General features: G+C 76.0%; 8 protein-coding genes. 5 read left to right on the forward strand and 3 right to left on the reverse strand.

From position 1 onward, the window contains the following. Positions 1-179: 179 nt before the first annotated feature. From ACIPJI_RS14245 to snaC, 5 genes are read left to right on the forward strand one after another with little or no spacing between them, the layout of a single operon-like run. A complete protein-coding gene (locus tag ACIPJI_RS14245) occupies positions 180-6,101 on the forward strand; it encodes an SDR family NAD(P)-dependent oxidoreductase (RefSeq protein WP_402246408.1) in 5,922 nt (1,973 codons plus the stop codon). A 25-nt stretch (positions 6,102-6,126) separates the two neighbouring features. Beyond that, positions 6,127-14,085 (forward strand): amino acid adenylation domain-containing protein, encoded by a 7,959-nt coding sequence (locus ACIPJI_RS14250; RefSeq protein ID WP_402246410.1) that lies wholly within the window; start codon positions 6,127-6,129, stop codon positions 14,083-14,085. 46 nt (positions 14,086-14,131) lie between these two features. Beyond that, complete coding sequence (fabD, locus tag ACIPJI_RS14255; protein WP_356622825.1) at positions 14,132-15,019, forward strand: ACP S-malonyltransferase; 888 nt, start codon at positions 14,132-14,134, stop codon at positions 15,017-15,019. Further along, entirely contained in the window at positions 15,016-15,864 is an 849-nt protein-coding gene (locus ACIPJI_RS14260; RefSeq protein ID WP_402246412.1) for a 4'-phosphopantetheinyl transferase family protein, read from the forward strand. The genes fabD and ACIPJI_RS14260 overlap by 4 nt, the downstream gene beginning before the upstream one ends. 30 nt (positions 15,865-15,894) lie before the next feature. Further along, complete coding sequence (gene snaC / locus ACIPJI_RS14265) at positions 15,895-16,425, forward strand: NADH:riboflavin 5'-phosphate oxidoreductase SnaC (RefSeq protein WP_307711002.1); 531 nt, start codon at positions 15,895-15,897, stop codon at positions 16,423-16,425. A 506-nt stretch (positions 16,426-16,931) separates the two neighbouring features. On the opposite strand, the gene ACIPJI_RS14270 is transcribed toward snaC, so the two are convergent. Genes ACIPJI_RS14270 through ACIPJI_RS14280 form a run of 3 tightly spaced genes read right to left on the reverse strand, consistent with a single transcriptional unit; the run spans position 16,932 to position 19,841 of the window. After that, entirely contained in the window at positions 16,932-17,927 is a 996-nt protein-coding gene (locus ACIPJI_RS14270) for an AfsR/SARP family transcriptional regulator (RefSeq protein WP_356622821.1), read from the reverse strand. A 19-nt stretch (positions 17,928-17,946) separates the two neighbouring features. Further along, entirely contained in the window at positions 17,947-19,098 is a 1,152-nt protein-coding gene (gene solA, locus ACIPJI_RS14275; RefSeq protein WP_402246414.1) for an N-methyl-L-tryptophan oxidase, read from the reverse strand. Continuing rightward, on the reverse strand, positions 19,095-19,841 hold the full coding sequence (locus ACIPJI_RS14280; protein ID WP_307711006.1) for a thioesterase II family protein: 747 nt from the start codon (positions 19,839-19,841) through the stop codon (positions 19,095-19,097). Before ACIPJI_RS14280 ends, solA begins: the two co-directional genes overlap by 4 nt. Positions 19,842-19,862 lie beyond the last annotated feature (21 nt).

Raw genomic sequence — 19,862 nt, forward strand, 5'->3', positions numbered from 1 at the left:
GGGCGGCCGGCGCCGTGGACCGTGACCGTGCTGCCGCGTTGTTGCGGGCGGCGGCGGGGGAGGGGCGTCCCGGTACGGGCGGCCCGGCGCCTGCGGCCGATGTGCTGTCTCGTTCCGCGTCTGCGGCGCCCGGCGTGGCCGATGTGTCGTCACATCCCGGGCTCGGAGCGGCCGGTGTTGTGGACCGTGACCGTGCCGCCACGTTGTTGCGGGCGGCAGCGGGGGAGCGGGGACCCGGGGACGGCCCGGCGACCGCGGCGGCCGGGACCCGGTCGCGGCCCGCGCCCGCGGCAGGGGGCGAGGCCGGGACGGGCCGGGACCCGAGTGGCGGACGGGTGCTGGAGCCCGTCGCCGTCATCGGGTACAGCGCCCGCTTCCCCGGGGCCGCGGACGCCGACACGTTCTGGCAGCGGCTGCTCGCCGGCGACGACCTCGTCACCGAGGTGCCTGCCGAGCGGTGGCGGATCGAGGAGCACTACGACCCGCGCCCCGAGACCGAGGGCAAGTCGGTGTCCAAATGGGGGGCGTTCGTCGACGGCGCCGACCGGTTCGACGCCGCGTTCTTCAAGATGCCGCCCCGCGAGGCCGAACTCACCGACCCGCAGGCCCGCCTCTTCCTCCAGGAAGCCTGGCGCGCCCTCGAACACGCCGGGCAGCGCACCGCCGACCTCGCCGGCACCCGCTGCGGCGTGCACGCCGGCGTCATGATGAACGACTACCAGGACCTCATCGAACGGACAAGCGAGCACGCCCGCCTCGCCCAGGTCATGCAGGGCAACTCCAACTCCCTCCTCGCCGCCCGCATCGCCTACCACCTCGACCTCAAAGGCCCCGCCGTCACCGTCGACACGGCCTGCTCGTCCTCGCTCGTCGCCCTCCACCAGGCCTGCCAGGCGCTGTGGCTCGGCGACGCGGACATGATGCTCGTCGGCGGCGTCACCCTCTACCTCACCGAACTGCCGCACGTGTTCATGAGCCGCGCCGGGATGCTCTCGCCCACCGGCCGCTGCCGGCCCTTCGACGCCTCGGCCGACGGCATCGTCCCCGGCGAGGGCTGCGCCGTCGTCGTCCTCAAACCCCTGTCACGGGCACTGGCCGACGGCGACCCCGTCCACGCCGTCGTCCGCGCCAGCGGACTCAACCAGGACGGCCGCACCAACGGCATCACCGCCCCCAGCGCCGCCTCCCAGGCCCGTCTCATCGGCGACACCCTCGGCCGGTTCGGCCTCGACGCGTCCGGCATCGACTACGTCGAGGCCCACGGCACCGGCACCCCGCTCGGCGATCCCATCGAAGTCACCGCCCTCAACAAGGTGTTCGCCCCCGCCGCCCGCCCCGCGGGCAGCGTCCCGATCGGCTCCGTCAAGGGCAACGTCGGCCACACCTCCGCCGCGGCCGGCCTCGCCGGCCTCCTCAAGGCCATCGGCGTCGTACGCACCGGCGACATCCCGCCCTCCCTGCACTGCACCCCCCACACCCTCAACCCGGCGATCCCCTTCGGCGAAGGGCCCTTCACCGTCGCCACCGAACGCCGCACCCTGCCCGCCGTACCCGGCGGACGGCCCCGCCGCGCCTCCGTCAGCTCCTTCGGCTTCAGCGGCACCAACGCCTACGTCGTCGTCGAACAGGCCCCCCACCGCCCCACCCCCGCCCCGGCCGACCGGCCCGTGACCGTGCCCCTGTCCGGCCGCCGGCCCACCGCCCCGGCCGACCGCGCCGCCGAACTCGCCCGCTGGCTGCGCTCACCCGCCGGCGCCGACGCCGCCCTCACCGATCTCGCCCACACCCTCGCCTGCGCCCGCGACCACCACCCCCACCGGGTGGCGCTGCTGGTCGCCGACCGCGCCGAACTCCTCGACTCCCTCGACAAGCTCGCCGCCGGCGAACCCGACCCCCGCCGCGTCGACCCCGCAACCGGCCCCGGCCACCACGGCGACGACGCCCGCCACGACAACGCCCGCCGCTACGTGGCCGGCCACCACGTCGACTGGTCCCGCATCTGCCCGCCCGCCGACCACCGCCGCATCCCCGCCCCCGGATACGCCTTCGCCCCCGACCGCCACTACGCCGTCCCCGCCCCGGCGCCCGCCGCGCAGACCCTCGACGAGCGGCTCCTGGACGACCTGGTGCTCTACACGCCCGGCTGGCAGGACACCCCGCTGCCCGACCGGCAGCCCCCCGCCCTGCCGCTGTTCGCCCACGACCCGGCCGGCGACCTCGCCGCCGCGCTCGGCGCGAACAGCCTGGACACCCTCCCCGACCCGCAGGACACCGCACCCGACACCGTCGCCCTCGTGCTGCGGCTCACCGGCGACGAGACGGCCGCCTTCGACGCCGTACGCAAGATGCTGGCCGCCTTCCGCACCCAACGCATCACCCTCCTCGCCGTCACCGCCGACGCACAGCGCGCCGACGCGGCCCGCGCCCTTGTCCAGAGCCTGCGCCAGGAGAACCCACGCCTGAGCGGCCGCGCCCTGCTCGTCGCGGACGACGGCCCCGCCGCCGCACCCCAGATCCGCGCCGAACTCGCCTGCCCCGAGCCGCAGTTCGGCCACCTCGCCGACCTGCGCACCCACCGCAGGGCACGCCGCGTCCTGCACCCGGCCACCCTGCCCCGCGACGGCTTCACCCCCCGCCCCGGCGCCGTCCACCTGATCACCGGCGGCGCCGGCGGCATCGGACGCGACCTCGCCGCCCGGCTCACCGCCCACCCCGGCACCCGCGTCGTCGTGTGCGGCCGCACCCCCCTCGCGGACCTCGACCCGGCACACCGCCCCGCTCCGGGCGGCCCCCTGCGCTATGTGCAGGCCGACATCACCGCACCCGGCGGCGCGGCCGCCCTGGTGAGCGACATCCTCGCCCACGAGGGCACGCTGACCGGCGTCTTCCACGCCGCCGGCGTCGTACGCGACGCCTACCTGCTGCGCAAGAGCACCGACGACGTGGCCGCCGTCCTGGCCCCCAAGACCACCGGCACCGCCGCCCTCGACGAGGCCACCGCCGCCCTGGAGCTGGACGTGTTCGTCCTGTTCTCCTCGGTGGCCGCCGTCAGCGGCAACATCGGCCAGAGCGACTACGCCTACGCCAACGGCCGCCTGGACGCCTTCGCCGAACACCGCGCCGCCCTCGTCGCGGCCGGACAGCGCCACGGGCGCACCCTGTCCGTGCAGTGGCCGCTGTGGGACGTGCCCGGCATGACGATCCCCGAACCGGTACGCCAAGTGGTCGAGGAACACGTCGGCATGGTGCCGCTGCCGGCCGCCCTCGGCGCCCGCGCCCTCGAACGGCTGCTCTCCCCGCAGGGCCCCCAGGTCGTCTCCCTCTTCCACGGCAGGGCCGACGCCTGGCACCGCCACCTCGGAGAACTCCACCTGCTGCCCACCCCACCCGAAGCCGCCCCCGAACCCGCTGCCGTGACGGTGACCGAACCCGCACCCGCGGTCGCCCTCGAACCGGTGGCCGTGGTGGAACCGGTGGCCGCGCCCGGGGGAGGGGCCGCGCCGGACCGGGACCTGGTCGATCTGGTCACCCGTACCGTCGCCGAGACCCTGGGCCACGCACCGGGGACGATCGGGCCGCGGACCTCCCTGGAAGCGCTGGGCCTGGACTCGGTGATGATCCGCACCCTCGCCTCCAAGCTCAGCGCCCGCATCGCACCGATCGGGCCGGACGCGCTGTTCGGCGTGCGCGACGTGCACGAGCTGGCCGGCCACCTCGCCCGCAGCCTGCCCGCACAACCGCCCACCCCCACCCCTGCCGCCGCGCTCGCCCCGGCCCCCGCCGCCTCGGCCGCCTCGGCGGTCGGGCCCGGTCGGGAACCGGCCCGCGGACCGGGAGACGGGCCCGCCCGGGAGGCGGCGGCACAGGAGGCGTTCGCCGTCGTCGGCCTCGCCGGCCGCTACCCCGGCGCGGACGGCCTGGACGCGTTCTGGGAGAACCTCCTCGTCGGCAAGGACACCGTCGGCGACCTGCCCACCGACCGGTGGGCCGACAGCGGCGGCGTCCACGCCAAGGGCCACTTCCTCGACCGTGTCGACGCCTTCGACGCGGCGTTCTTCGGCCTGTCCGCCCACGAGGCCGCGTTCACCGACCCGCAGGAGCGGCTCTTCCTCGAGGTCGCCTGGGAGGCGATGGAGGACGCCGGCCTCACCGGCGCCAGGCTCGAGGCACTCACCGCGCCGGACGGCGAACCGCGCAGCGTCGGCGTCTTCGCCGGGATCACCAGCGCCGACTATCCGCTGCTGGGCGCCGAACGCTGGGCGGTCGGCGAGCGCGACATGCCCTCCGGGCACTACTGGTCGCTGCCCAACCGGCTGTCCTACCTCCTGGACCTGCGCGGCCCCAGCCAGCCCGTCGACACCGCCTGCTCCTCCTCCCTCGTCGCCCTGCACCAGGCCGCCGAGGCGCTGCGGCAGGGCGAGTGCGAGGCCGCGCTGGTCGGCGGCGTCAACCTCTACCTGCACCCCTCCCGCTTCCGGATGCTGGCCCGCTCCGGGTTCCTCGCCGAGGACGGCCTGTGCCGCAGCTTCGGCGCCGGCGGCGCCGGATTCGGGCCAGGCGAGGGCGCCGGCGCCGTCGTCCTCAAGCGACTCTCAAGGGCACTGGCCGACGGTGACACCGTGTACGCCCTCGTCCGCGGCACCGCCGTCGCGCACGGCGGCCGCACCAACGGTTTCACCGCGCCCAGCCCGCGCGCCCAGGCCCGCGTGCTGCGCGAGGCGCTGCGGCGCTCGGGCACCGACCCGGCGACCGTGAACGTGATCGAGGCCCACGGCACCGGCACCGAACTCGGCGACCCCGTCGAACTCACCGCCCTGACGGACACCTACGGCCAGGGCGCCGCGGCCGGTGTGCCGTGCTCGCTCGGCTCGGTCAAGTCCGCCGTCGGACACGGCGAGTCGGCCGCCGGGATCACCGCCCTGACCAAGGTGCTGCTCCAGCTACGGCACAAGACCCTCGCCCCCACCCTGCACGCCCAGCCCGTCAACCCCCAACTGCGCCTGGAGAACACCCGCTTCACGCTCCAGCACGAGGCGGGCCCCTGGCCCCGGCTGCGCGACGCGGCCGGCCGCGAGCTGCCCCGGCGGGCGGGCATCAGCTCCTTCGGCGCGGGCGGCGTCAACGCGCACGTGATCGTCGAGGAGTACGAGCCCCCCGCCCCGCCCGCCGACGACGACGGCGCACCGCAGCTGGTGCTCCTGTCCGCCCCCAGCAGCGAACATCTGACCGCCACGGCCCGGCGCCTGGCCGGTCACCTGGCCGGCCCTGCGGGCTCCACGAGCCTGGCCGCGATCGCCCGCACCCTGCGCACCGGCCGCGCCGCCCGCGAACACCGGCTCGCGATCGTCGCCACCGGCACCGCCGAACTCGCCGCCGCGCTCACCCGGTTCGCGGACGGCGCCCCCGGCACGGGGACCGTCCGCACCGGCACCGTCGCCCGCGACCGGGCCGCTCAGGCGCCGGAGACCGACGAGCTCGTCGCCACCCTGTGGCGGGCCGGACGCCTGGAGCAGCTGGCCGAACTGTGGGTGACCGGCTGGGAGATCGACCTCGAGACCCCCGACCGCGACACCAAGACGGGCGTGGTGCCCCTGCCGCCGTCCGCGTTCTTGCGCACCCGCCGCTGGCTGCCCCCATCCGGCACCACCGCGCCCGCGCCGGAGACGACCCCGCCGGCCCCGGCCGTTCCCGCGCCCGCCCCGGAGCGGGCCCCGACGGCCCCCGCCGCGCCCGCGCCCGCCCTGGACATGACCCCGACGGCCCCCGCCGCGCCCGCGCCCGCCCCGGCCCTGGCCGGCCCGCCCGCGCCGGCCGGCGCAGGGCGTCCCGCCGCCGCGGCCGCCGCCGTGCCCGGCGACCCACGCCTGGCGGCCGTCGCCGCGCTCGTCGGCGAACTCGCCGCCGGCCCGGGGGCGGAGGGTCCCATCGACCCCGCCCGCACCCTCGTCGAACTCGGCGTGGACTCCCTGGGCCTGATGAACCTCCGCTTCGAGATCACCGAGCGGTTCGGCCACACACTCCCGCTCCAGCTGCTCAGTGAGTTCAGCGTCGACGAACTCCTCGCCCACCTGTCCGCCCTTCACGCCCCCGACCAGGCCTGACCGCAGAGGGAACCGGAGCCCCGCCATGCCGCAGAACGACCCCGACACCCGGTACGAGCCGTTCGCGCTCACAGAAGTCCAGGAATCCTTCCTCGCGGGACGCACCCTGGGCGGCGGCACCGGCGCGGGCACCCAGATCCATCTGGAGTTCGAGGCCGAACACCTCGACACCGACCGCATGGAAGCCGCCTGGAACGACCTCGTGGCCGCGACCGACATGCTGCGCGCCCGGATCCTGCCCGACGGCCGCCAGCAGGTCCTCGCGCACGTGCCCGCCTACCGCATCGAGCGCACCGACCTGACCGACGCCGCCCCCGCAGAGGCGGCCGCCGCCCTCGAACGGCTGCGCCACCGGGCCCGCGAGGGCTTCGACGCCCACACCTGGCCGCTGTTCGCGCTCCGCGTCGCGCACCTGCCCGGCCACCGCGCCCGGGTGCTGTTCACCGTGGACGAGCTGATCGCCGACGGGCCCAGCGTCTCGCTGCTCCTTCAGCAGTGGTACGCCCGCTACACGGGAGCCGCCGCCCCCACGCCGCCCGGGATCTCCTTCCGCGACTACGTCACCGCCGCCCACGGCCGCCCCGTGCCGGCCGCCTCGCTGGAGTACTGGCGCGAACAGCTCGCAGGCGTCGACTTCGGCCGCCCCCTGCCGCTGGCCGGCGCCGCCGACCCGCAGGCGCCCGCGCACAGCAGGCTCACGCTGCGCCTGGAACCGCAGCGCTGGCAGCGGGTGAAGGAGGCGGCCCAGCAGATACGGGCCACCCCCACCGCCCTGCTGCTGGCACTGTGCACGGCCGCCGTGCAGGGCGATGCGCCCGGCCCGCTGCCGGTCGTGCTCACCACCTACAACCGCCGCCCCGTGCACCGGGACGTGGCACGCGTGGTGGGCCCGTTCCTGTCCACGTCCGTGTTCGTGGCACCCCCACCGGCCGGAACGCTCGAGGAGCGGGTCGATCTCGTACGCGGCCGGCTGTGGCAGGACCTGGAACACGCGGCGGTCAGCGGCATCCGCGCCCTGCGCGAGCGCGCGAGGACCGAGCCGGACCGCCGTGGCCTTGCCGTCCCGATGGTCTTCACCAGCCTGCTCGGCAGCCTCAGCACCCTCGCGGAGCCCGGCGACCCGGCCCACTGGGCCACCCGGATCGACCAGGACGCCTCCGCGACCCTCACCTCCGGCGTGCAGCTGGAAAGCTGCGTCCAAGAACGCGACGGCGCCCTGCTGCTCTCCTGGGACTTCGCCCCCACCGCCCTCGACACTGCCCGCACCCGGGCCGCGTTCGAGACCCTGCGCGGCCTCCTGGAACGCCTCGCGGACGAAGGCACCTCCGCCCTCACCACCCCCACCGCCCTCACCACGACGCCCGCCCCGGCCGTGGCCGGGCACGGCGACGACGGCCGGCCGGTGCCCCTCACCGACGTCCAGTCCGCCTACCTCGTCGGCCGGATCGGCGGCCTCGACGGCGGCGCACAGACCCGCGTCTACCAGGAATTCCTCCTCGAACGGCACGACACGGACCGGCTGGAGCGGGCCTGGAACAGGCTCGTGGCCCACCACCCCATGCTGCGCGCCGCCGTCCACGAGGACGGCACCCTCACCGTCGCCCCGCACGACCCCGACGACGTGTACCGCATCACCCGCCACGACCTGACCGGATCGGCCGACACCGAAGCCGCGCTCGCCGCCACCGGGGAACGGCTGCGCTCCGGCGCCTTCCCGCTCGGCAGCCGCCCCATGTACGCCCTGGAGGCCAGCGCCCTGCCCGACGGCACCACCGTGCTGCACGTCCTGCTCGACGCCCTGATCGCCGACGCCCGCAGCTTCGCCCTGCTGTTCGGGCAGCTGTTCGCCCTCCACGACGGCGACGAGTCGGTCCTCACCGGCCCCGCCGACCCCGTCCCTCATCTGCGGGCCCTCGCCGAACGGCCGGGCAGCCCCGAGGACCTGGCCGCCCGCGCCGCCTGGCGCGAGAAGTTCGCCGCCCTGCCGCCCGGCCCGCCCCTGCCCGACCCCGCGCCCGGCGCCACCCGCGCCCACCGCAGGGCCCCGCTCGGCTCCTGGCGCACCCTGAGCGAACGCGCCGCCGCCATCGGCGTCCCCGCCGACATGGTGCTGCTCACCGCCTACACCGACGAACTGCGCGCCCACTTCGCCGACGCCGGGCCCTTCACCGTCACCGTCGTCTCCTGGGACCGGCCCGCCTCACTGCCGGGCGCCGACGCCATGGTCGCCGACTTCACCCAGCTCGCCTGGGTCACCGTCGACGACACCCTGCCCGACGACTTCGCCGACCGCGCCCGCGAACTGTGGGCCCGCGTCCGCGCCGACCTCGAACGCTCCGACGTCCGGCCCGGCCTGGGCGAACTGCGCACCCGCGTGTTCCGCTCCGGCGGCGCCCTGCGGCTGCCCGTCGTCTTCACCCGCGTCCCCGAGATCGACCCGGCACTGCACCCCACCGGTGTCACCCTGCGCACCAGCCAGTCGCAGACCGCGCAGGTCGCCCTCGACCATGTGCCGCTCCTCGTCGGCGACGAACTGGCCGGCCAGTGGGACGCCGCCGACGGCACCCTGGAACCCGCCGTGCTGGACGCCATGTTCGACCGCTACGCCCACCGCGTACGGCAGTTCACCACCGCCGCCCCGACCACCCCGACCGCCCCGACCGCCCCGACCGCCCCGACCGCCCCGACCGCCCCGACCGCCCCGACCGCCGCGGCCGCCGCCGCGCCGGCCGGGTCCGTGGCCGGCGCCGGGGACCTGTACGCCGTCGCCGACGCATACGTCGACCCCGACGCCGACGCCGACGCCGACGCCGACGCCGACGCCGACCCCGACGCCGACGCATACGCCGACGCCGGCCCGCGCGTCGTCGGCCCCGTCGACGACCGCACCCCCCTGACCCTCGCCGGCCTTCTCGAGTCCGCCCTCGCCGGCCGGGCCGACCGTGTCGCCGTACGGTACGAGGGCCGCACGCTCACCTACCGGCAACTGGCCGAGCGCACCGCCCGCCTGGCCCACCACCTGCACGCCCTCGGCGTGCGCCCCGGCGACCACGTCGCCGTGCACATGGACCGCTCGCCCGACCTGGTCACCGCGCTCGTCGCCGTCGTACGGGCCGGCGCCGTCTACGTGCCCGTCGACCCGGCCAACCCGCCCGAGCGCGTCCGCTACCTCCTCGCCGACAGCGGCGCCCGCGTCGTCGTCGCCGACCAGGCGCACGCCGCGGTCCCCACCGCGGCGGGCGCGCTCGTCGTCTGCCCCGACCGGGCGGCCGACCGGGCCGCCCTGGACGACCGGCCCACCACCGCGCCCGCCGTCACCGTCGGCGGCGACGACCCCGTCTACACCATCTACACCTCCGGGACCACCGGAAAGCCCAAGGGTTGCCGCAACTCCCAGCAGGGCGTGGCCAACCGCCTGCTGTGGATGCAGGAACGCTTCCCCCTCGGGCCCGCCGACCGCGTCGCCCAGAAGACCCCCTACGGATTCGACGTCTCGGTCTGGGAGTTCTTCTGGCCGCTGATCGCCGGCGCCTCCATCGTCGTCGCCCGCCCCGGCGGCCACGCCGACCCCGCCTACCTGGCCCGGCTGCTGCACGACGAACAGGTCACCGTCACCCACTTCGTCCCGTCCGTCCTCGGCATGTTCCTGCGTCACCCGGCCGCCGCCCGGTGCACCACCCTGCGCTACGTGTTCGCCAGCGGCGAGGCACTGCCCGTCGCCACCATGCGGCACTTCTACGAAGTGCTGGGCGCCGGCACCGAACTGCACAACCTGTACGGGCCCACCGAGGCGGCCATCGACGTCACCCACTGGGCCTGCCGGCCCGACTGGGACGAGCCGACCGTCCCGATCGGGCGGCCCGTCGCCCACACCCGTATCCACCTCCTCGACGAGGACCTGCGCCCGGTGCCTGCCGGCACCCCGGGGGAGATCGTCATCGGCGGCCGGCAGGTCGCCCTCGGCTACCACCGGCGGCCAGAACTGAACGCCGAGCGGTTCATCGCCTCGCCCTTCCCCGACGACGACCCCTCGCCACGCCTGTACCGCACCGGCGACCTCGGACTGCTCGGCGAGGACGGGCAGATCCGCTACCTCGGCCGGATCGACAACCAGTTCAAGCTGCGCGGGCTGCGCATCGAACCGGAGGAGATCGAGGCGGCGCTCACCGACGTGCCCGCCGTCGCGGAGGCCCGCGTCCTTCCGGTCCACGACGAGAGCTCCGGCGAACAGGCCCTGGCCGCCGTGTGCGTGGCGGCCGGCCCGGACGGCCCACCGGACGTCTCCGCCCTGCGCCGGGCGCTGGGCGAGACGCTGCCCGCCTACCTGGTGCCGAGCCGCTACCGCTTCGTGGCCCGACTGCCGCTGACGACCAACGGCAAACTGGACCGGCAGGCCGCCGTCCGCCTCTTCGACACCCCAACCGCGGCCGCGGCCGCCGGCGGAACCACAGCCACCGCCGAAGCCGTGACGACGCCGGTCCCGGCGGCGCTCCCGGACGTGGACACGGAGGTGCGCCGCGCCGTCGCCGAGATCCTGGGCGTCGGGGAACTCGACGGCGACGCCGACCTGTTCGACCTCGGCGCGACCTCCTTCACGATGATCCGCATCGCCCAGGAGATCGAACGGCTCACCGGCACCGCGCTGCCCGTCGAGGCGCTCATCAGCAAGCCGACACTCAACGCCCTGACCGCCCTCACGACCCCCGCCCCCGTTTCCGCCGCCGCTCCAGCACAGGACGGGGCGGCCGGCGGGCCGGTCACCGCCGAGACGGTCGCCCGCACGGCCGCCGACATCCTGGGCGTGGACCATGTCGGCCCGGACGCCGACCTGTTCGACCTCGGCGCGACCTCCTTCACCATGATCCGCCTCGCCCAGGAGATCGAGACCCTGGCGGGCGGTGCGCAGGTGCCCGTCGAGGTGCTGATCCAAAGCCCCACCCCGCGCAGCATCGCCGCCTGCGCCACCCCGGCCGCTCCCGCGGCGCCCGCCCTTGCCGTCCCGGCCGGCCGGGCGGCCGATGTGCGGATCGCTCTCGACCCGAAGGCCAAGGCCGCGTTCAAGGACGCCCGCGTCGCCGAGCGCCGGCTGCCTGAGATGATGCGCAGGCTGCCGGTGCCGGACGCCGGGCCCGCGGAGGCCCGCGCCCTGTTCGACGCCTCCTCCTTCCGCGAGTTCGCCGACGGTCCGCTGCCCGCCCACGACCTGCTGTCCCTGCTGTCCACCGTGACCTGGGGCGAACTCGAGGGCCGCGCCAAACGCCGCTACCCCTCGGGCGGCGGGTTCTACCCCGTCCAGGTGTACGTGTACATCGCCCCCGGCGCCGTCGAGGCGGCCGAACCGGGCCTGTACTACCTGCACCCCGCGGAACGGGCCCTGATCGCCGTCGCGCCCGGCGCCCGCTACGGAACCGACCTCCACGTCCTGCACAACCGCGCCCTCGTGGAGGGGTCGGCGTTCGGCGTCTTCCTCGTCTCCACCCCGGCCGCCATCGCCCCCGCCTACGGCGAACGCAACGCCGCCCGCTTCTCCACCATCGAGGCCGGACACATCGCCCAGCTGCTGCTGACCGGCGCCCCGGAACGGGGACTTGGCCTGTGCGCGGTGGGGGAGATGGACTTCGACGCCGTCCGCGGCGACTTCGCCCTCGACGCCGACCAGGAACTGCTGCTGTCCCTGTGGGGCGGGGCCCTCACCGCGCACAGCCGCGCCGCCCGCGCCGCCCTCGCGCCCGCCGGGCAACGCGCCACGGCCCCCGCCGCGGAGACCGCCCCCGTCACGGACCCGGCGGCCGGCCGGGAGGGCGGACAGCGCGCCGTCGCCGTCGTCGGCTTCGCCGCCGACCTGCCCGGCGCCCGCACCCTGGACGAACTCGACACCCTCCTGGCCGCCGGCGCCACCGCCACCGGGCCGGCCCCCCACGACCGGTGGGCGCCGCTGCACCCGCACGCCCGGCACGCCGGAGCCCATGTCGGCGGCTACCTGGACGACGTCCTGTCCGCGGAGGCCGAGGAGTTCGGCATCAGCGCCGCCGAGGGCGCCGCGATCGACCCGCAGGAACGACTGCTGCTGTCGGTGGCCCGCCGCTGCCTCGAGGACGCCGCGCTCACCCCCGGCCGACTGGCGGCCGCCGGACAGGTCGGCGTCTTCGTCGGCACCATGTGGCACGACCACGCCCTGTACGGGGTCGCCGCCCGCGCCGCCCAGCGCCCCGGCAGCACCCACGCCACCCGCGGCGGGCTCGCCCACCGCACCTCCCACGCCTTCGGCCTGACCGGACCGAGCGTGGTCCTCGACACCGGGTGCGTGTCCGGACTCGCCGCCGTCGAGGCCGCGTTCCGCGCCGTGGCGAGCGGCCGCTGCGACGCCGCGCTCGCCGCCGCGTCCAACCTGGTCCTCCACCCCGACCACCTCGACGTCCTGTCCGAGATGGGCCTGCTCGCGAAGGACGCCGACTCGTGCGCCTTCACCGACCGGACAGGCGGCTGGCAGGTCGGCGAAGGCGTCGGCGCCGTACTCCTCAAACCGCTCGAGCGCGCCCTGGCCGACGGCGACCCGGTGCACGCCGTCCTGCGCGGCGGCGCCCTCCAGCACTCCGGCACGACACGGCAGTTCGGCATCCCTGATCCCGAGCGGCAGGAGGAGACCATGCGCGCCGCGCTCGACGACGCCGGCCTCCGGCCCGCCGACATCGGCTACGTGGAGGCCGCCGCCGCCGGCGCCGCCCTCGCCGACGCGCTCGAGTTCACCGCCCTCCAGCGGCTCCTCGCCGCACCCGGCCCGGACCCCGCGCCCGTGCCGGTCGGCACGGTCAAGCCCAACACCGGGCACCTGGAGGCCGCGTCCGTGTTCGCGCAACTCGGCAAGCTCATCGCTCAGTTCCGCCGCCCCCACGTGTACCCGACCCGGCTGACGTCCGCCGTCAACCCCGCCCTCGCCCGCACGCCGGGCGCGGTGGCCCTGGCCGCACCGGGCGCCGACCGCTGGCGCACCGCCCAAGGCGCCCCGCGCCGGGCGCTCGTCAACGGCTTCGCCGGCGGCGGCTCCTACGGCAGCCTCGTCGTCGAGGAACCCCCCACCCCTGCCGCGGCCCCCGCGGGAACCGGCAGTGACCCGGCCCTGGCGCTGCCGCTGTCCGCCGACACCCCCGGCAACCTGGCCGACCTCGCCGACCGTCTCGCCACCGCCTTCGACAACGACCCCGCCCTGACCACCGCCGCCGCGGCCCGCGCCCTGCGCGAGGGCCGCACCGACCGGCCCGCCCGCGCCGGCCTCGTCACCGACCGCGCCCAGGCCCCGGCCGCGCTGCGCGACCTCGCCCGCCGCATCCGCGCCGAAGGGGCCGGCGCCGTCGAACACCGCGCCGCCGCGGCGGGGGAGGAGACCGCGGCGCTCACGGCATGGCTCACCGGCGAACCGGTGACCTGGCCCACCCTCACCACCCCCAAGGCGTCCCTCCCCGCGACCCCCCTGACCCGCGTGACCTTCCCCCTCCCCACCCCGCCCGCGGAGGGCCCGGCGGCGGAGAACAGCGCCGACGCGCCGCCGCCCGCGCCCGCCGCGGTCGCCTCGCCGGCGCCGCGGACGCCCCCCGTGGGCGGGCCCGCGCTGTCCGAGCGGATGGGCGCCCTGTGGGGGATCGACGCCCCCGCCCTGGCCGGCCTCGCCGCCGAGCCGGCCCCGGCGCCGGCCCGGGCCCCGGTGGCCGCAGCCCCGGCCGCGGCCCGGGATGCCTCCGCGTCCGACGCGGACTCCGCGTTCGCGCGGCTCGCCCGCGTCGTCGCCGCGGAGACCGGCGTGGACGCCGCACAACTCGACCCGGCACAGGACCTGTTCGCGCTCGGCGCGACCAGCAGGCAGCTGCTGCGGATCGCCGCGCGGATCACCGCCGACGGCGGGCGCGAGGTCGCCCTGGAGACCCTGTTCACCGCGGCCGACCTCGGGGCCCTCGCCGACGAGGCGTTCCCCGCGGCCGCCACCGTCTGACCCGAACCCGAACCCGAACCCGACACTCCGCACTACCCAGAAGGCAGTGATCACCTTGACCCGGATCCTGATGTTCCCCGGCCAGGGCGCCCAGCGCGTCGGTATGGGACGGGAGTTGTTCGACCGCTTCCCCGACCTGGAGCAGCAGGCCGGAGACGTGCTCGGCTACAGCCTGCGCCGGCTGTGCCTGGAGGACCCCGAGGGGCAGCTCGGCAACACCCGCTACACCCAGCCGGCGATGTTCGCCGTCAACGCCCTCGCCCACCGCGCGGCGCTCGAGGACACCGGCATCCGCCCGGATGTGGCCGTGGGGCACAGCCTGGGCGAGTACAACGCCCTGGAGGCGGCGGGCGCGTTCGATTTCGCCGACGGGCTGCGCCTGGTCGCCGCCCGGGCCGCGGCGATGGCCCGTATCGAAGGCGGCGGCATGAGCGCGGTCGTCGGCCTGCCCGAGACGCAGCTGCGGTTCCTGCTGCTGCGCGCCGGGTTCGCCTCGCTGGACCTGGCCAACCTGAACACCGGCGCCCAGATCGTCCTCGCCGGCCCGGTGGCGGACCTGGAGGAGGCGGGCCCGATCCTGGAGGACGCGGGCGCCCGCATGGTGCGCCGCCTCGCCGTCAGCGGCCCCTTCCACTCCCGCTACATGGCCCCCGCGGCCGAGGAGCTGTATCCGGTCGTCGCACGGACCGTGTTCGGACCGCTCGCCTTCCCCGTCATCGCCAACGCCACCGCCCGCCCCTACACCGACGAGCGGGTCGGCGAACTGCTGCTCCAGCAGATCCACCAGCCGGTGCGCTGGCACGAGACGATCGAGGCGATCCTCGACGGGGGCTACGGCGACGATCCGGAGTTCACCGAGATCGGCACCGGCAACGTGCTGTCGGGCATGCTCCGCCAGATACGGCGCGAGCGGGTGCCCGCGGGGGCCCGATGACCCCGACGGGCGCCACCGGCGCCGGCCGAGGCACGGTCCAGATCTGGTTCTGCCTCAACGAGGCCCTCGACGAGGCGACCAGCACGCTGCTGGCCGGCCACTGGCTGGACGAGCACGAGCGCGAGATCGCCGGCCGGTTCCTCTTCGAACGGGACCGCCGCCAGTACCTGGTCGCCCATGCGCTGGTGCGGCGGGTGCTGTCCCTCCAGACCGGCATCCCGGAGGCGGAGGCCACGATCTGGCGGTCCTCGCGCGGCCGCCCCTTCCTCCAGTCGCCGCCGCACGGCCGGCCCCACGGACCGGAGGCCGAGCTGGACTTCAACCTGTCGCACGCCCACGGCTGCAACGTCGTCGCCGTCGCCCGCGACCGCCGTGTCGGCATCGACGTCGAACGGCTCGACCGGGGCGGCGAACGCGGCCTGGACTGGATCGTGGAGAGCTTCGCCCCCGAGGAACGCGCCCACCTCGCCACGATCGCCCCCGGCAGCCGCCGCGACCGGGCCACGCTGCGGCTGTGGACGCTGAAGGAGGCCTACGCCAAGGCGCGTGGCCTGGGGCTTGGCCTGCCGTTCGACTCGTTCGCCTTCGAACTCGCCGAGGACCGCGGGGTGCTGGGCTTCCGCCCGCCCGAGGGCGACAGAGCCGACCGCTGGCTGTTCACCGAACTCGAGCCGCGCCCCCAGGTGCTGGTTTCGCTCGCCGTGGAGAAGGGCGCCGACGGCTCCCCGCCGCCGGACCGGCTGCTGATCCACGACGGCTTCCCCTGGGGCCGCGCCGCCCCCCGCGAAGCGGAGCTGCCCACCGGGCACCGCGCCCTGCCGGCCCTGGCCGGCGCCGCCCGCTGAGGCGCGGCAACCACCAACAAAAGGAGCACCATGACAGGAGCCGACGACCCGGCACGGCCCGCGGTCGGCCCGCAGACTTTCCGTGACGCGATGGCGCAGCTGGCCTCGCCCGTCACCGTCGTCACCGTCCTCGACGCGGCCGGACGCCGCCACGGCTTCACCGCCGGCTCGGTGGTCTCCGTGTCGCTGGACCCGCCGCTGGTGATGGTGGGCATCGCGCTCACCTCCAGCTGCCACGCGGCGATGGCCGCCGCCGGCGAGTTCTGCGTCAGCATCCTCGGCGAGGACCAGCGCGCCGTCGCGAAGCGGTGCGCGACGCACGGCGCCGACCGGTTCGCGGGCGGCGAGTTCGCAGCCTGGGACGGTACGGGGGTGCCCTACCTGCCGGACGCCAAGGTCGTCCTGCGCTGCCGCACCACGGACGTGATACGCGCCGGCGACCACGACCTGGTGCTCGGCACCCCGACGGAGATCCGCACCGGCGACCCGGCGAAGCCCCCACTGCTGTGGTACCGCCGCGACTTCCACACCCCGACCCCCACCACCCCGGCCCTCGCCTAGCCCCCGCCGACCCGCCGCAACCGGGCGGTGCCCGGCGCTGTGGCCGCGTGCTGCGCCCCGGCGGCGATCGGGCATCTGCCGTGGGGCGGGCACGATGGGAGCTGCCGTCTGCTGAGGGGCCGTTGATTCGGTGCCGGGTGCGGGGTGCCGGGTGCCGGATGCCGGTCTGCCGTTGTGGACTGTCGGACCCGGTCCCCCCGCACCGCCCGGTCCGCCGGTCCGGACTGCCTCTGGCTGTGCTGCCCCGGTCCGCCGGGACCGGCCGGCGATCGGGCATCTGCCGGGGGCGGGCCCGGTAGGGACTGCCGTCTGCCGGAGGGCGCCGGTCTGCTGCTACAAGCCGCCGCCGACCCGCCGGGCGCAGTGCTCGCGCTCGCGAAACCCGATGCCACGGGCCTCGGTCTGACCGACCCGGGCAGGGCGCACGCTGTCCGGGTCGGTGCGACGGGGCCCTGCCGCAGCGCGGCACAGCCCCCGGGCCGGCTGCCCGGGGGCTGTGACCGGCGTCAGTGGCCCGACGCCGGGTTGGCGACCAGTTGGTCGAAGCGGCGCATCAGGGCCTCCTGTTCGAGGGAGAGGTGCTCGATGCGGCTGCGGAGCCGGGCGATCTCCCCGGTCAGGTTCAGCACCGTGGCGTCCGGGCCGCCCGCCGGCCCCGCAGGGGCGGGCGCGGGCTCCGGTGGCAGGGGCATGGGGTGGACGCGGGCGAGCTGCCCGGCCGGGCCCGGCGCGGCCAGTCGCGGGTCGTGCTGGAGGATCGCCTCCATCCGGCCCCGTAGCGCGGGGCCCGGCTCGACGCCCAGTTCGTGCACCAGGCGTCTGCGGGCCCGGTCGTACACGCTCAGTGCCTCGGCCTGCCGCCCGCACCGGTAGAGAGCGAGCATCAGCAGGTCGTAGAAACGTTCCCGCATCGGGTGATCGGTCGTCAGTTCCTCGAGCTCGCCGGTGATCTCACCGTGACGGGCCGCCCGCAGGCACGCGTCGTACAGGGCCTCCAGGGCGGTCAGCCGGTTCTCCTCCAGCTGGGCCGCCTCGGCCGCGCAGATGTCGCCCAGCACGCTGCCCTCCAGCGCGGGGCCCCGCCACAGCGCCAGTGCCTGGCGCAGCAGTTCGGCGGCCTGCTCGGGGTCGGTGGCGGCGGCGGCCCGGCCCTGGGCGGCCAGCCGGTGGAAGCGGTCGGCGTCGGTGCCGGCGCGGCCCAGCCGCAGGACGTAGCCGAGGGAGCGGGTCACGATCCACTCGTGGTGCTGCTCGCCGGAGCCCGGCTCCGGCACCGGCAGCAGCCGCCGCAGCCGCGCCACATGCGCCTGCAGGGCGTTGGTCGCGTTCGCCGGCGGCTGCTCGCCCCACAGTTCGTCGATCAGCCGGTGCACGGACACGATCTGCCCCGACTTGACCACGAGCGCACCCAGCAGGGCGCGTTGCTTGGCACCCGTGGGAAGGATCCTCACACCGGTTCGCTCGTCGTGGACTTCCACCGGACCGAGAATGCGGAACTTCATTTCTTCCTCGCACGTCCCTTTAGAAGCGGTCGGGGTCGGTGAAGCCCAGCGGCACGGCCGGCTCTTTGCCCAGCGCCAGGTCGGCCACCGCCTCGCCGATGCCCGTGGAGTGCTTGAAGCCGTGGCTGCTGCAGCCGCCCGCGACCAGCAGGCGCGGATCGCGCCGGGGCCGGCCGATGACGAACTGCCCGTCGGGCGTGCGGGCGTAGATGTTCGCCACCGCCCTCGAGGGCGCCGTGCCGGCCCCCGGCACCGCGCTCGCCAGATGCCCGGCCAGCACGCTCCAGTCGGCGGGTGACACGGAGCGGTCCACCGTGTCGGGGTCGACGGTGGCGAAGTGCCGGCCGCCGTCCTCCAGGCCCAGCTTGAGCTCGGTGCCTCCGGGCAGCACCCCGTGCCCCCAGATGACGTCACCGCCCGCGAGTTCACGCATGAACACCGGCAGCCGGCGCAGCGTGAACCGTTCGCCGGCCTCGGCGGGGGTGAACCACGTCGTCGGCATCCGCACCACCTCCAGCGGCAGCGACGGCACCAGCCGGGCAAGCCACGGCCCGGCGGTCACCACCGCCTGCCCGGCCCGCAGCACACCACCGGCGGCCGTGTGCACCTCGACACCCGCGGCGGTGAACTCCAGGGCCGTGACCCGGGTGTCGGTCAGCACGCCGGCGCCCGCGGCTTTCGCCGCGCCGACCGCCGCCCGGATCGTCATCTCGGGCAGCGTCAGCCCGCCCGCCGGTTCGACGACGCCGACGTCGCCGGGCGCCAGCGCCTGATGGGCGGGCGCCCGGCGGTGCAGCGCCCGCTGGTCGAGGACCTCGATGTCCAGTGCGTGTTCCCGCGCGGCGCGCAGCGCGCCGCCCACGATCCGCCCGTCGGGCGGGCCGATCAGCATCGCCCCGGTCGGATCGAGCAGATGCGTCCCGGTCTCCCGCTCCAGTTCCTGCCACAGCTGCCGGGACCGTCGGGCGAGCGGCACCAGCCCGGGATGCTCCAGGCACGCGGTGCGGAACATCCGGCTCTCCCCGTGCGAGGAGCCGTAGGCGTTGGCCAGGCCGTACTGTTCGACGCCGATCACCCGCACCCCGCGCCCGGCCAGCTGCCACAGGGCGCACGCGCCCCACGCGCCGAGCCCGACGACCACGACGTCCGCGTCCGCCTCCGTGCCGCTCACGCCGGCCCCACCGCCCGGGCCGCGGCGAGCGCGGCCGTCGCGTCACGGGCGACGTGCTCCAGCAACGGGAGGGGATCGGCCTGGAAGTAGAAGTGCCCGCCGTCGAACATCCGCAGCCCCATGAAGCGCCGCGCGTGCTGCTCCCAGCCGGCCAGCCGCTCCGGGGCGACGACGACGTCGCCGTGACCGCCGTACACGTTCAGCGGCATCCGCAGGTCCGGCGCGCCGGGCAGCGGACGCCAGTTCTCCACCAGCTTCAGGTCGTTGCGCAGCGCCGGCGCGAACATCTCCCACAGGTCCGGGTCCTTCAGGACCTCCAGCGGTGTGCCGCCCATCGCGGCCAGATGCAGCCGCAGTTCCTCGTCGGGCAGCGCGTGGCGGCGGGTTCCCTCGCCCTGCGGCCGCGGCGCGCCGCGCGCGGACAGCCCCAGCCACACCGGCAGCCGGTGGCCTTCCGCGGCCAGCTGCTGGGTCAGCTCGTAGGCGATCAGGGCGCCCATGCTGTGTCCGAAGAACGCGAACGGGCCGCTCAGGTCGGCCGCGAGACGGCGCCGGAAGAACGCGGCCAGCGCCCTGGCGTCGTCGATCTGCGGCTCGCCGGTGAGCCGCCCGCGGCCGGGCGCGTCCAGCAGCCGCACGTCCCACGAGGCGGGCAGCAGCCGCGGCCAGTCGCGGTAGAGCAGATGCGACCCGCCCGCGTGATGGAAGACGAACAGCCGCAGCCCGTCACCGGTGCCGTACATGGGTGCTCCCTCGGATCCGGC

It is taken from the genome of Streptomyces sp. NPDC086835, assembly GCF_044745705.1.
In the GTDB taxonomy this organism is placed as follows: Bacteria; Actinomycetota; Actinomycetes; order Streptomycetales; family Streptomycetaceae; genus Streptomyces.